The 13,189-nt window shown below is 73.4% G+C and carries 6 protein-coding genes; all 6 read right to left on the minus strand.

The features are described from left to right. Window positions 1–33 precede the first annotated feature (33 nt). Window positions 34–1,914 (minus strand): GMC family oxidoreductase N-terminal domain-containing protein, encoded by a 1,881-nt coding sequence (locus IF17_RS0102730; RefSeq protein ID WP_030561763.1) that lies wholly within the window; start codon window positions 1,912–1,914, stop codon window positions 34–36. 49 nt (window positions 1,915–1,963) lie between these two features. Then, the gene (locus tag IF17_RS0102735) at window positions 1,964–3,580 is read right to left on the minus strand and encodes a succinic semialdehyde dehydrogenase (RefSeq protein WP_030561765.1); all 1,617 of its coding nucleotides are present in this window, start codon (window positions 3,578–3,580) and stop codon (window positions 1,964–1,966) included. A 230-nt stretch (window positions 3,581–3,810) separates the two neighbouring features. After that, on the minus strand, window positions 3,811–5,466 hold the full coding sequence (locus IF17_RS0102740; RefSeq protein WP_030561767.1) for a serine/threonine-protein kinase: 1,656 nt from the start codon (window positions 5,464–5,466) through the stop codon (window positions 3,811–3,813). A 168-nt stretch (window positions 5,467–5,634) separates the two neighbouring features. Further along, on the minus strand, window positions 5,635–8,703 hold the full coding sequence (locus IF17_RS0102745) for a protein kinase (protein ID WP_030561769.1): 3,069 nt from the start codon (window positions 8,701–8,703) through the stop codon (window positions 5,635–5,637). Between the two features lie 208 nt (window positions 8,704–8,911). Then, complete coding sequence (locus IF17_RS0102750; protein ID WP_030561771.1) at window positions 8,912–11,101, minus strand: serine/threonine-protein kinase; 2,190 nt, start codon at window positions 11,099–11,101, stop codon at window positions 8,912–8,914. A gap of 281 nt (window positions 11,102–11,382) precedes the next feature. Then, window positions 11,383–13,089, minus strand: coding sequence for a glycerol-3-phosphate dehydrogenase/oxidase (locus IF17_RS0102755; protein WP_030561773.1), 1,707 nt, complete (start codon window positions 13,087–13,089; stop codon window positions 11,383–11,385). Window positions 13,090–13,189: the final 100 nt, after the last annotated feature.

Consider the following 13,189-nt stretch of genomic DNA (forward strand, 5'->3'; position numbering starts at 1 on the left):
GCGCAGCTCCCCGAAGAGTTGCCCGGAGAAAGATCACGGATTGGGTACGGGTGTGTTCCCCACGCCCTCGATGCCCGCCCCGGCCTCAGCCGTCCCCTTCGGCGGCACCACCGGAATCCCCAGGAACGGCAGCTTCAGCGCGCCGAACGCCTCCTTCGGCACGGCGGGCGCGAGCGGTTCGACCGGGGTGAGCCGCTCGTAGGCCGCGTCCTGCTCCGGGCGCGGGTCCGCCTCGCCCTTGTTGGGCCAGAAGGACATCGCGCGCTCCGCCTGGGCGGTGATGGTCAGCGAGGGGTTGACGCCCAGGTTGGCGGAGACCGCCGAGCCGTCGACGACGCTGATGCCGGGGTGGCCGTACAGGCGGTGGTACGGGTCGATGACGCCCTCCTCCGCGCTCGCGCCGATCGGGCAGCCGCCGAGGAAGTGGGCGGTGAGCGGGGTGCCCATCAGCTCGCCGACGTTGGACCCGGCGAAGCCGTTGATCTCCTCGGCGAGGAGCGTGGCGCTGCGGGTGGCCTCCGGGATCTGGGTCGGGTTGGGCGCGCCGTGGCCCTGGCGGGCGGTGAGCAGGCCTTTGCCGATGCCGCCCGGTTTCCGGTACGTCGTCAGGGAGTTGTCCAGCGACTGCATGACGAGCCCGATGATCGTGCGCTCGGACCAGTGGTGGTTGGAGAGCGAACGGACGGCGAGGGTGGGGTGCTTGACCATGTTGGCGAGCCAGCCCCGCACCCGGCGGCCGCCGTAGGGGACCTGGAGGATCGACATCGCGCCCATGGCGTTGGAGCCCTTGCCGTACCGCACCGGCTCGATGTGGGTGTTGCCGTCCGGGTGGATCGAGGAGGTGATCGCGACGCCCTGGGAGAAGTCGGCCTTCGCGATGCCGTGCTTCTTGCGGTAACGGCGGTCGCTGGTCTGGGAGCCCACCAGCGCCTCGGAGTTGGTCCGGGTCAGCTCGCCGAGCTTGGCGGAGAGCCGGGGCAGCAGGCCCTTGTCCTTCATGGTGTGGAGCAGGGTCTGGGTGCCGTACGTGCCCGCCGCGACGACCACCTTGCGGGCCCGCAGCCTGGTGGGCTTCGCCTTGCGGCGGCGGTCGGTGGGGACGGTGAGGACCCGGTAGCCGCCCTCGGGGTCGTCGGTGACGGCGACGACGGAGGTCATCGGGTGGATGACCGCTCCCGCCTTCTCGGCGAGGTGGAGGTAGTTCTCGTTGAGGGTGTTCTTCGCGCCGTGGCGGCACCCCGTCATGCACTCGCCGCACTCGGTGCAGGCCTTGCGGGCGGGTCCGGCGCCGCCGAAGTACGGGTCGGGGACGGTGTCGCCGGGCTTGGCCTTGGCCGTGCCGTCGGCGTCCTTGCCGTCGCCGAAGAAGACGCCGACCGGGGCCAGGTGGAAGGTGTCGCCGACGCCCATCGCCTCGGCGGCGGCCTTGAGGTGGATGTCGGAGGGGGTCATGGTCGGGTTGAGGCGGACCCCGAGCATCCGGCGGGCCTGGTCGTAGTACGGCTTGAGCTCGTCCTGCCAGTCGGTGATCGATGCCCACTGGCGGTCCTGGAAGAACGGGGCGGGCGGCACGTACAGCGTGTTGGCGTAGTTGAGCGAGCCGCCGCCGACCCCGGCGCCCGCGAGCACCATGACGTTGCCGAGCAGGTGGACGCGCTGGATGCCGAAGAGGCCGAGCGCCGGGGCCCAGAGGTAGTTCTTGAGGTCCCAGGAGGTCTTGGGGAGCGTGCCGGGGGTGAAGCGGCGGCCCGCCTCCAGGACGCCGACGCGGTAGCCCTTCTCCGTCAGCCGGAGCGCCGAGACCGCGCCCCCGAAGCCCGAGCCGACGATCAGGACGTCGTAGTCGTACGCGGCGTCGTCCTCGGCCGGGACATGGCTCACGGGCTGTTTCTGGGCAGGGCTGTCCTGGGACATGGCGCTCCTCGGTACGAAAAGGGCAGGGTTACGACGTCTCAGCGGGCGCTCAGCGCAGCCGGAACGCCTTCATCGCCTTGAGGCTGCGGGTCATGAACGCGGCGTACTTCTCGTCGTCCATGCCGAAGGCGGGCGCGAGCGGGATCAGCCGCTGCTGGGCGACGGTCTGGGCCTCGGTGTACTTGAGGATGCCCTCGGAGCCGTGCCGCCGGCCGAGGCCGGAATCCTTCATGCCGCCCATCGGGGACTGGACACTGCCGTAGGCGGGGGCGTACCCCTCGTTGATGTTGACGGTGCCGGTCCGCAGCCGGGCGGCGACCTCGTGGCCGCGCTTGGAGTCGGTGGTCCAGACGCTGGAGTTGAGGCCGTACGGGGTGGCGTTGGCCTCCGCGATGACCTCGTCCTCGTCGCTGAACCGGTAGACGGCGACGACCGGGCCGAAGGTCTCCTCGGTGCAGACGGCCATCGGCGCCTCGACGCCGTCCAGGATGGTCGGCTCGTAGAAGAGCGGGCCGATGTCGGGGCGCGCGACCCCGCCCGCGACGAGCGTGGCGCCCTTCTCGACGGCCTCGGCGACATGCCGGGTGACCGTCTCCAGCTGGCGTTCCCCGACGAGGGAGCCCATGTCGGCGCCGTACGCGAGGGAGGTGCCGAGCCGCATGGCCTTGGTCCGGGTGGCGAACCGCTCCACGAAGTCGTCGGCGATGGACTCGTGGACGTACAGCCGCTCGATGGAGATGCAGAGCTGTCCGGCGGAGGAGAAGCAGGCGCGGACGGCGCCCGCGGCGGCCTTCTCCACGTCGGCGTCCTTCAGGACGAGCATGGCGTTCTTGCCGCCGAGCTCCAGCGATACGCCGACCAGCCGGGAGGCGGCGCCGATCGCGACCTCGCGGCCGGTGCGGGTGGAGCCGGTGAAGGAGACGTAGTCGGCGCGGCTGACGACCTCGGGGCCGACGACGGGTCCCTCGCCCAGCACGATCTGGAAGACCTCGGCGGGCAGTCCGGCCTCGATGAGCAGGTCACGGGCCCACAGGGCGGTGAGCGCGGTCTCCGTGTCGGGCTTCATCACGACGGCGTTGCCGGAGACGAACGCGGGCAGCGCGTCGCCCACGGACAGCTCGAAGGGGTAGTTCCACGGGGCGATCTGGCCGATGACCCCGCGCGGCTGGCGCAGTTCGGTGACCTTGGTGAGGGTCGGGACGACCCCGGTGTGGCGGCGCGGCTTGAGGTAGGCGACGGCCTTGCGCCCGTAGTGGCGGGCGGCGACGGCGACGGCCTGCACCTCCTCGTGGGCGTGCAGGCGGGCCTTGCCGGTCTCCAGCTGGATGAGGTCGAGGACCTCGGACTGGCGGCTGAGGACCAGGTCGTGGAAGCGCAGCAGGATCGCGGCCCGCTGCCGTACGGGGGTGGCGGCCCAGGCGGGCTGGGCGGCGCGGGCCCGGTCGAAGGCGGTGGCGACGTCCTCGGGGGTGGACTCGGGCAGGTCGGCCAGCTTCTCCCCGGTGAACGGCGTGTGGTTGGCCGTGCGGCCCGATCCGACGACGCCGCGGGTCAGCTGGGCGATCACCTCGGGGGTGACCACATCGGCGGCCGTGCGCACGCCGGCGGGGGCGACCGCGACGGGGTTCGTACCGAGAGGGGCGTCAGGGGCCTGCGAGTCCGTCATGAGGCCGAGAGTATGTCCAGCCGCACCCTTTGGGTACCCGTCGGTAACAGTTTTTCACAGGACCCGCCACCCGCTCGGGACCGCCGGCACGACCAAGCCAGTGATCGCTGGCGTCATAACCGCTGATCAGGGGCGTTCCGGCGGACCGGGCACCCGCGGTCCGCCCGCCGCGCTCCGGGATCATGAATTCTCAGCCCCGCGCGTACGGGAGTTCCGTCGCGCCGCGTCGCTCAGCTCTGCGCGCCCGGCGCCCGCCAGCTGCGCAGCATGATGTCGAACTTCTCGCGGCTGGTCTCCCAGCTCTCCTGCGGGGCGGTCAGATACAGGGCGTACTCCGGGCCGCCGGACCCGCCGTAGTACATCTGGTCGATCCCGTGCCGGGGTCCCGCGTGGTCCTGGGTCTCGTGCCAGGTGAACTCCCAGAGGGAGCTGGGCCGGTCGCGGAAGATGTTCTTCTCCAGCCTGATCCGCTGGTAGCCGGGCAGCCGGTCCGCCAGCTGCTCCTCCATGTTCTGCATGTGCAGATACGGATGGTCGAAGTCCGGGTCCGGGTCGACGCTGATCCGGATGCGGTGGGCCCCGCCGTCCGGGGTGTAGTCGATCTGCCCCTCGTTCACCTCGCGCGTCCAGTCCTTCGGTACGACGAGGCTGAAGCCCGCCGGGTCGTCGACCCGGCGCCAGCCGTCGGGTATCTCCGGCGCGGGGCCCGGGTCGGTGGCGGTGGGCGGCGGGGTGGTCCGGGGCGCGGTGGGGGCCGTGGTCGTACGGCCGTCGGCCGACGCGCCCTGCCCGTACTTCATCGCGGCCAGCCCGCCCGCGCCGCCGAGAACCGCCGCCGCGACGACCACGACGAGCACCGTGCGCCACCGCCGGGAGCCGGCGCGCCGGGTGACGGGAGCGGAGGGGTGGCCCGCGACGGGGGCGGTCGGGGTCGGCGTGGAGGGGACCGGTCCGGGCAGCCGGGCCGTGGAGCCGTCCGGGCCGGCGTACGCGAACCGGTCCTCCTCCGGCACCCGTTGGGTCGGCACATGCGCCTGCGCCGAACGCGGCTCCCGGCCCTCCATGGCATCCAGCAGCATCTGCTCGGTCTCGGCGGCCGTGGGCCGGTCGGCCGGGTCCTTGCGGAGCAGCGCGGTGATGACGGGGCCGAGGGGACCGGCGTTGACGGGCGGCGGCGGTTCCTCGGTGACGACGGCCTGCATGGTGGAGATCGGGGACGTACGGCGGAACGGCGAGCGGCCCTCCACCGCGGTGTACAGGGTCGCGCCCAGGGACCAGAGGTCGGAGGCGGGGCCGGGGTCGCCGCCGCGTACCCGTTCGGGCGCCAGATAGTCGATGGAACCGACCAGTTCACCGGTCCGCGTGATCGTGGAGTCGCCCTCGATCGCGGCGATCCCGAAGTCGGTGAGGAGCACCTGTCCGCTCCGGGCCAGCAGGACGTTGCCGGGCTTGACGTCGCGGTGCAGCACCCCGGCACTGTGGGCGGCGCGCAGCGCGCTCAGGACGTGGAGGCCGATCCTGGCCGCCTCGCGCGGCGCGATGTCGCCCTTCTCCTTGGCCTCGTCGGCGAGCGAGGGCCCGTCGACGTACTGCATGACGATCCAGGGGCGCTTGTCGTACTCGATCACATCGTGGACGGTGACGACGCCGGGGTGGGTGATGCGGGCAGCGGCGCGCGCCTCCTTCTGGGTGCGGGCGTGCAGCACGAGCCGGTCGGCCTCGGCGACGTACAGCCCGGCGGTCAGCTCCTTGACGGCAACCGTGCGGTGCAGCACCTCGTCATGGGCGCGCCAGACCTTGCCCATGCCGCCGCGGCCCAGCACCTCGCCCAGCCGGTAACGCCCCGCCAGCACCAGTCCCGCAGCCGTGCCCTGTGATCGATCCACGTGTGTACCCGCCCCCGTTCCTCAGCTTGCCAGATTACGGAGCACGGGCGGCGGGGCGGAACGGGGGATCGCCCACGAGACCGCACTGTGATGGTTGTCGGCACCGGACAACGGCCGTGCCGTCCGGCCCCCGGTGACGTGCGGTCAGGCGATCGGTCGGTCAGGTGGTCAGGCGTTCACCCGGTAGGAGGCGATGGCCTGCTGGTAGATCTCGGTGACCTTGTCGCGCTCGTCCTCCGGGCCGATGACCTGGACGATGTGATAGCGGCCGTCGACGATCATGGCGAGATTGCGGACGTAGACCTCGCGGCCGCCGCTCTCCTGCCAGGTGAACTGCCCCTCGGCCATGGCCTGACGGCCCACGTCGACCCGGCGCAGCCCGGAGGAGGTGGCCCAGCTGGACTCCCGGAACGGCTGGAGTTCGAGCTGCTTGACGCGCTGGTAGTCCAGCGGGTCGCCGCCCGCCGCCTTCACGGTGTCCCGGCCGGGCACGACGAGGAGCGTGAACCCGTCGCTGCTGTACCGGATCTGACGGTCCGTGTTGGCGGGGCTGCGCTGCCAGTCCTTCGGTACGCCGACCTCGAAGCCCTCCGCGTCCTTGCGGAGCACGTAACCGGAGGGGAGCGCGACGGCGGAACGGCTGGTCTGCGGCTGCTGGGAGCCGGGGTCGGTGCTCGCCCCCTCGGAGGGCGCGGGCGAGCCGGAGGCGGCGGGGGGCGGTGGTGCGGCGGAGCCCGTGGACCGCCCGGGCGCGCCCTGCTGGGTCCCCTGCTCCTGCTTCGGCATGAACATGAAGGCGTACGTGATGGCCGCGGCCATCAGCAGCAGGATCAGGATCAGCAGCAGCCGGCCGAGGTGGCGCGGGGAGCGCCCGTCGCGCGGTCGGGCGGGCTCGCGCAGCACCCGGGGGCCCTTGGGCTCGCGCGGGGCGCGGGACGGGCGGGGCTCCCAGGCGTCGACGGGGTGGTGGCCGGCGGGCTCGGGGGGCAGCAGGGACTCGTGGCGCGGCGGTGGCTGCCGCAGGTCGTGGCGTTCGGCGGGACGCTGCTTCTCCAACTGCTGCCGCTGCCGCCTGCCCTGCCGGTGGCGGCCGTGCGCGGAACCTCCGCCGAACCGGCCCCGGCGCCTGCGGACCAGCTCGCCCCGGCGGCGTACGACGGGGAGCCGGGTGGCGTCGGGCGCGGGCAGCGGGACGACGTCGGCGCCCGCCTCGGGCTCGGGGGCGGACCGCACGAGCGAGCGCAGCCAGCCGCGCAGCTCCTCGAAGTCCGGCCGCTCGGTGGGGTCCTGGCGCAGCAGCGACTCGACGACGGGCCGCAGCGCGCCGCACTCCTCGGCGAAGGCGGGCGGCTCGGCGCAGACCATCTGCACCAGCTCGGCCGCGCTCTCCTCGGGGTAGGGGGCGTGGCCCTGGACCGCGCGGTAGAGCAGGGCGCCGAGCGCCCACAGGTCGGTGGAGGGGCCGATGGGCGGGGCGAGCTGCCAGTTGTCGTGGACGGGACCGGCCTGCTCCGGCGCCCACCGCTCGGTGACGGGTCCGACGACCGCGATGCGGGCCTGCCGGGCGCGCTCGGCGGCGAGCGGGGTGGCGGGGCCCCGGTAGACGGCGGTCCTACGGCTGCCCGCGACGGCCTCCTCCCAGGTGGTGGAGGGGGTCCGCTCGGCGGGGAGGCGGGTGGCGGGGGCGATGGCCGCCTGGCCGGGGCGGCGGGAGTCGGCGCGCAGCGCGTCCGCGCCGGAGCCGCCCGCGGGGACGGAGCGCCCGGCGCCGGGGCCGTCGTCCCAGGTGCCGGCGAGGTGGACGCGGCGGGGCGGGCGGGGGCCCTCCTCATCGTCCTCGTCGTCATCGTCGTCGTAGGGGTCCTCGGGCGGGCTGCCCCAGGGGCCGGTGAGGCGGGGGCCGGGGAGTCCGGCGGAGGCGGGGCCGGGCTCGGTGGCGTCGGGGCCGTGGGCGTCGGGGCCCGGCTCGAAGGTGTCCGGTTCGAAGGCGTCGGGCTCGGGGCGCGGCGGGGGGAGGATGCCGGTGGCGTCCTCGTCCGTGCCGGGCGCCTCCTTGGAGAGGTTCGCCGGGGCGCTCCCGGCCGCCTGCTGACGGTCCTCGGTGACCCGGGCGGCGGCGCGCGCACCGGCCCGGTAGGCGGCGATCGCCCCGGCGCGGGCGGCCCGCAGCTGGGCGGCGCTCGCGGCCCCGGGCTCGGCGGGGGGCCGGGGGGCGGGGGTGTAGGGCACGGCGGGCGTGGCGGGACGCGGCACGAGCTCCTGGCCACCGGGGGTGCCGTACGCCTCCGGAGTCCCGGGGGCCTCGGGCGCCTTGGGGGCCTGCCCGTCGCCCCGGTCCGGGCGGTAGGCGTCGTCCTGCGGCGGCTGGGCCCGCACATACGGCGGTACGAGCGGGAGCTCCTGGCTGTCGTACGCCTCGGCCGGCGGCAGCGAGTAGGCGCCACGGCCCTCCGGCGTGCCGGGCCGCGCACCAGGCCGCGTGCCCGGCAGCTCACCGGGCTCGTCGGCGTCGACCGCCTCGACGACCGGTATCCCGAGCGTGTCGTCGGCCCCGCCGATCCCGGGCGCCTCGTAGGATCCGGGCGCCTCGTAGGACCCGGCAGCTTGATGGGCCCCGGACGCCTCGTACGCCGGCTCGTCGTCGGGCAGCGGCTCGGGGGCGTACCCGCAGAGCGCCTCCTCGGCGGCGCCCGCCGCGAGGCCGGTGAGCATCACACGGCCGTCGTCACAGACCAGCACCGTGCGGGCGGTGATGTTGCGATGGGTCCAGCCGTGCGCGTGGAGCACCCGCAGGGCGGTGAGGACGTCGGAGCCGATCTCGGCGGCCCGGTAGGGGTTCAGCGGGCGTTCGGCGAGGAGGGCGGCGAGCGGGCGGGCCGCGACGAGCTCGCTGACTATCCAGAGCGAACCGGCCTCGGCGAACACGTCGAAGACCTGGTCGAGCCGGGGGTGGTCGGGCACCTGGGCGGCGGCCTGCGCGGCCTCGATCGCCCGCCGGACCGCGGGGTCCGTACTGCGGCGCACCGCCCGCCCGGTGGTGCGCCCGCCGACCGGCGCCCGGCCGTCGGCGTCGAGCACCTCGGCGTCCACGATCTCCGGCAACGGCACCTGGCGGACCAGGACTTCCTGACCGCTGTATGTGTCGAACGCCCGGGTCTCGACCAGTTCGTACCCGTCGGACGGGGGCAGCGGAAGGCGGTAGCGGTCGGCAAGCACCCGACCCGCGTAGTCGTCCACGACGCCTCCCCAGAGCGCGCTGTTCCCCCGGCCATCTGTTCCGTACGAATCAGTCAGTTCAGTCAATTATGGTCATTCGGCGGGCAATTGACCCACTGTTCCGGCTGCGTACGGTCTCCGTCGTCTTACGATACGTGGCAACGCGCGCCGACGGGCCGGGTCGCACCAACCCGGCCCGCCCAATACGTCCCGCGCGGCTCGCCGACGCTCACTTCGTGGGCGTGAAGGTGGCGTACGCCGTCTCGCGCAGCGTGCGGCACGCGTCGCCGTCCCACTCGTCGACCTTGCAGCTGATCATGATCGAGTAGCCGCGCCGGGCGTCGACCTTGAAGCCGCGGTTGAGCACCCGGACCCGGACGCCGTTGTGGCTGCGCTCGAACGTCCAGTCGGCGACGGTCGGATACCCGTTGTACTCGACCTTTTTTATGCTGATGTGCTTGTAGTTGTCGCTGAGGAGCCTGGTGCCGGCGACGGCCCCGCTCCAGGCGGCGGCCGCGTCGTCCTTGGGCGAGCCGTTGAAGTCGACCTGGACCCGGGGGAAGGCGCCGCGCTCGGCGTTGTAGATGCCGCCGGAGTTGGAGCCCGCTATGGCCGTCCGCCGGAAGGTGTCCGGCATCCCCATGGTGAAGTGGAAGCGGTCGTCGGCGACCTTCTTGTACCCGGCGGGCAGGCCTCCGTCGGCCGGGTCGCCGGTCTCCGGGTCGTCCGCACCGGGGTCGTCCGTCTTCGGGTCGTCCCCCGCCGGATCGCCGGACGGGTCGTCGGGCACCTTGCCGTCCTCGGTGCCCTGCCCCTCCTTCTGGCCGCCCTCGGAATCCCCGCCCTTGCTGTCGCCCTCGCCGTCGGACCCGCCCGCCGCGGCTCCGGCGGAGGCGGTGGTGTCGCCCTTGCCGTTACCGGCGTTGGCCTTGTCGTCGCCGTCGCCCAGGGTGAGCGCGAGGACGGTGCCGAGGATCGCCAGCACCACGACGCCCGCGATGATCGCGAGCGTGCGGCGCGGCACGACGTCGGTGATCGAGGCGCGGGCGGTGGTGGCCGGTGAGGTCGGGGGGCGCTGCGGGGGTACGGCCGCGCCGGACGCGGCCCCGGAACCCGCCGGCGTCGCCGACGACCCGGAGCTGGTGGCCAGAGCGGTGGTGACCGCCGGGCCGGAGGCCTTCGCGGCCTTGCCGCCCGGGGTGCCGGGAGGCGTGGCGGGCTTGGGCGGAGCGACCGGCGAGCCGGTGGCGGCCTGAGATGCGGAGGCCTGAGAGGCCTGGGAAGCAGGGGCTTGAGCGGCGGAGGCCGGGGACGCCGAGGCCGCCGCCGCACCGACCGCGCCCGCCGCGATACCGGACGCCGCCTTCGCGCCGCGTACGGAACGCAGCGCTCCGCGCAGCCGGTCGCGCGCGCCCTCACCGGAGCCGGACTCGCTCGACCCACCGGTGGGCTGCTTCGGCGGCTTGGCGGTCTTCGCCGCCTTCGTGAGCCGGCCCGCGCCCGGTTCGGCGTCGGCCGGGACCACCGGCAAGGCCATGACCTGCGTGGAGTCGGCGGGCGGAACCTCAGGAGCGTTGATCACCTTGTTGAGCAGCGCCCGGGCCCCGCGGTCGTCGAGCCGCTGGTCGGGGTCGCGGGCGAGGAGCCCGTAGATGACCTCGGTCAGCGGGCCCGCGTTCTTCGGCGGGTCGAGCGGCTCGGTCATCACGGCCGTCAGGGTGGCGATGGCGGAGCCCTTGTCGTACGGCGGGCAGCCCTCGACGCTCGCGTACAGCAGTCCGCCGAGCGACCACAGGTCGGCGGGCGGTCCGGGCTTGTGGCCGCGGGCGCGCTCCGGCGAGATGTACGAGGGGGCGCCGACGAGCATGCCGGTGGAGGTGACCGAGGGGTCGCCCTCCACCTGGGCGATGCCGAAGTCGGTGAGCACGACCCGGCCGTCCTCGGCGATCAGCACGTTGGACGGCTTCACGTCGCGGTGCAGGATGCCCTCGCGGTGCGCCGAGCGCAGCACGTCGAGGATGGCAAGCCCGACCTCGGCGGCCCGCCTCGGCGTCAGGGTGCCGTCCTCGCGGATCGCTTCGGCGAGCGACTTGCCCTCGATCAACTCCATCACGATCCACGGGCGGTCGTCCTCGTCGACCACGTCGTAGACGGTCACCGCGCCGTTGTTGCGGATCCGTGCGATCGCCTTGGCCTCACGCAGCGTGCGCGTGATCAGCCGGCGCTTCTCGTCCTCGTCGATGGCGCCCGGGAACCGCAGTTCCTTCACCGCCACCGTGCGGCCGAGGGTCTCGTCGTCGGCGCGCCAGACCGTACCCATGCCGCCCCGGCCGAGCACTCCCCCGAGCCGGTAGCGCCCCGCGAGGAGACGACCGTTCTTGTCCCCTTGGGGCTCCCGCGCCTGCTCCGCCTCCGACATGCGTCCCCTCTGCGATCAACCCGCCCTGGCAGAGCGTTCATTGTCCCTCACCCCGGGACCGGTCCTGGTGCCGGGTCCGGGGTCCGCCGCGATACGAGCCGGAGAGGGAATATCCCACAGCCTCCTACCAACCGGGCCTCCCCGTCCAGCGCCGACCGGGCGGCCACCGCCGCGGGACCGGGCTCCTCCCCCTCAACTGGCCCGGACGTGAAGGGCGGTGGCCGCCCGGGTGAACGCGGCCTGGACGCGCTCCCTGATCCGGCCTGATCGGCCGAGCACCCCTAGATCGGCACGATGTCCGGCGCGCCGAGCCGGGCCGCGTCCGCGGTGAGGTCGTCGGGCTGCCGCTGCGACTCGCGCTCGGCCTCCACCCGCTTCTCGTAGTGCTCGACCTCCCGGTCGATCTGGCCTTCGTCCCAGCCCAGCACCGGAGCCATCAGCTCCGCGCAGAGGCGGGCGCTGAGGGTGCCCCGGTCGAAGGTCTCGATGGAGATCCGGGTGCGCCGGGTCAGGACGTCGTCCAGGTGCCGGGCGCCCTCGTGGGAGGCCGCGTAGACGATCTCGGCGCGGAGATAGTCGTCGGCGGCGGGCAGCGGTTCACCCAGGGTGGGGTCGGCCAGGATCAGTTCCAGAATTTCTTCCGTCATTGAGCCGTACCGGTTGAGCAGATGCTCCACCCGGACGACATGGAGGCCGGTCCGGTCGGCGATCCGGGCCCGCGCGTTCCACAGGGCCTTGTATCCCTCGGCGCCGAGCAGCGGGGTGTCCTCGGTGACGCAGGCGGCGACCCGCTGGTCGAGTCCGTGCACCGCCTCGTCCACCGCGTCCTTGGCCATGACCCGGTACGTCGTGTACTTGCCGCCCGCCACGACGACGAGGCCGGGGGCGGGGTGGGCGACGGTGTGCTCGCGCGACAGCTTGCTGGTGGCGTCCGACTCACCGGCCAGCAGCGGGCGCAGCCCGGCGTAGACACCTTGGACGTCGTCCCTGGTCAGCGGGGTGTTGAGGACGGAGTTCACGTGTTCGAGCAGGTAGTCGATATCGGCGCTGGAGGCGGCCGGGTGGGCCTTGTCCAGGTCCCAGTCGGTGTCCGTGGTGCCGATGATCCAGTGCCGGCCCCAGGGGATCACGAAGAGGACGGACTTCTCGGTACGGAGGATGAGGCCGGTGGAGGAGTGGATGCGGTCCTTGGGGACGACGAGGTGGATGCCCTTGGAGGCCCGGACGTGGAACTGTCCGCGCTCGTTGATGAGCCCCTGGGTGTCGTCGGTCCACACGCCGGTCGCGTTGACGACCTGCTTGGCCCGGACCTCGTACTCCTTGCCACCCTCGACGTCCTGCACGAGCGCGCCGACCACCCGCTCGCCCTCGCGGAGGAAGCCGATGACCCGGGCGCGGTTGGCGACCTGGGCGCCGTAGGAGGCGGCGGTGCGGACGAGCTCGGTGACGAAGCGGGCGTCGTCCATCTGGGCGTCGTAATACTGCAACGCGCCGACCAGGGCGTCCTTCTTCAGCGCGGGGGCGACGCGCAGGGCGTGCTTGCGGGTGAGGTGGCGGTGGACGGGGAGGCCCCGGCCGTGTCCCGAGGAGACCGACATCGCGTCGTAGAGCGCGACGCCGGAGCCCGCGTAGAACCGCTCCCACCCCTTGTGCTGCAACGGGTAGAGGAAGGGCACCGGCTTCACCAGGTGCGGTGCGAGCCGCTCCAGCAGCAGCCCGCGCTCCTTCAGCGCCTCGCGCACCAGGGCGAAGTCCAGCATCTCCAGATAGCGCAGCCCGCCGTGGATCAGCTTGCTCGACCTGCTGGATGTGCCGGACGCCCAGTCGCGCGCCTCGACCAGGCCGGTCGAGAGTCCTCTGGTGGCGGCGTCCAGCGCCGTGCCCGCGCCGACGACGCCCGCCCCCACGACCAGCACGTCCAGTTCGCGCTCGGCCATGGCGGCGAGCGCGGCGGTGCGCTCGGCGGGTCCCAGTGTCGCTGTCCTCACTGCTGCCTCCCGGTGGATCGGGGTGGTCGGACACGGGAGTGCCACCCGGCCGAGGGGCCGGCCGCCCGTGTCCACCCCTCGATTCTGTCCGCGCTCCCCG

The sequence above is a fragment of the Streptomyces cyaneofuscatus genome, from assembly GCF_000718135.1.
GTDB classification, from domain to species: Bacteria; Actinomycetota; Actinomycetes; order Streptomycetales; family Streptomycetaceae; genus Streptomyces; species Streptomyces cyaneofuscatus.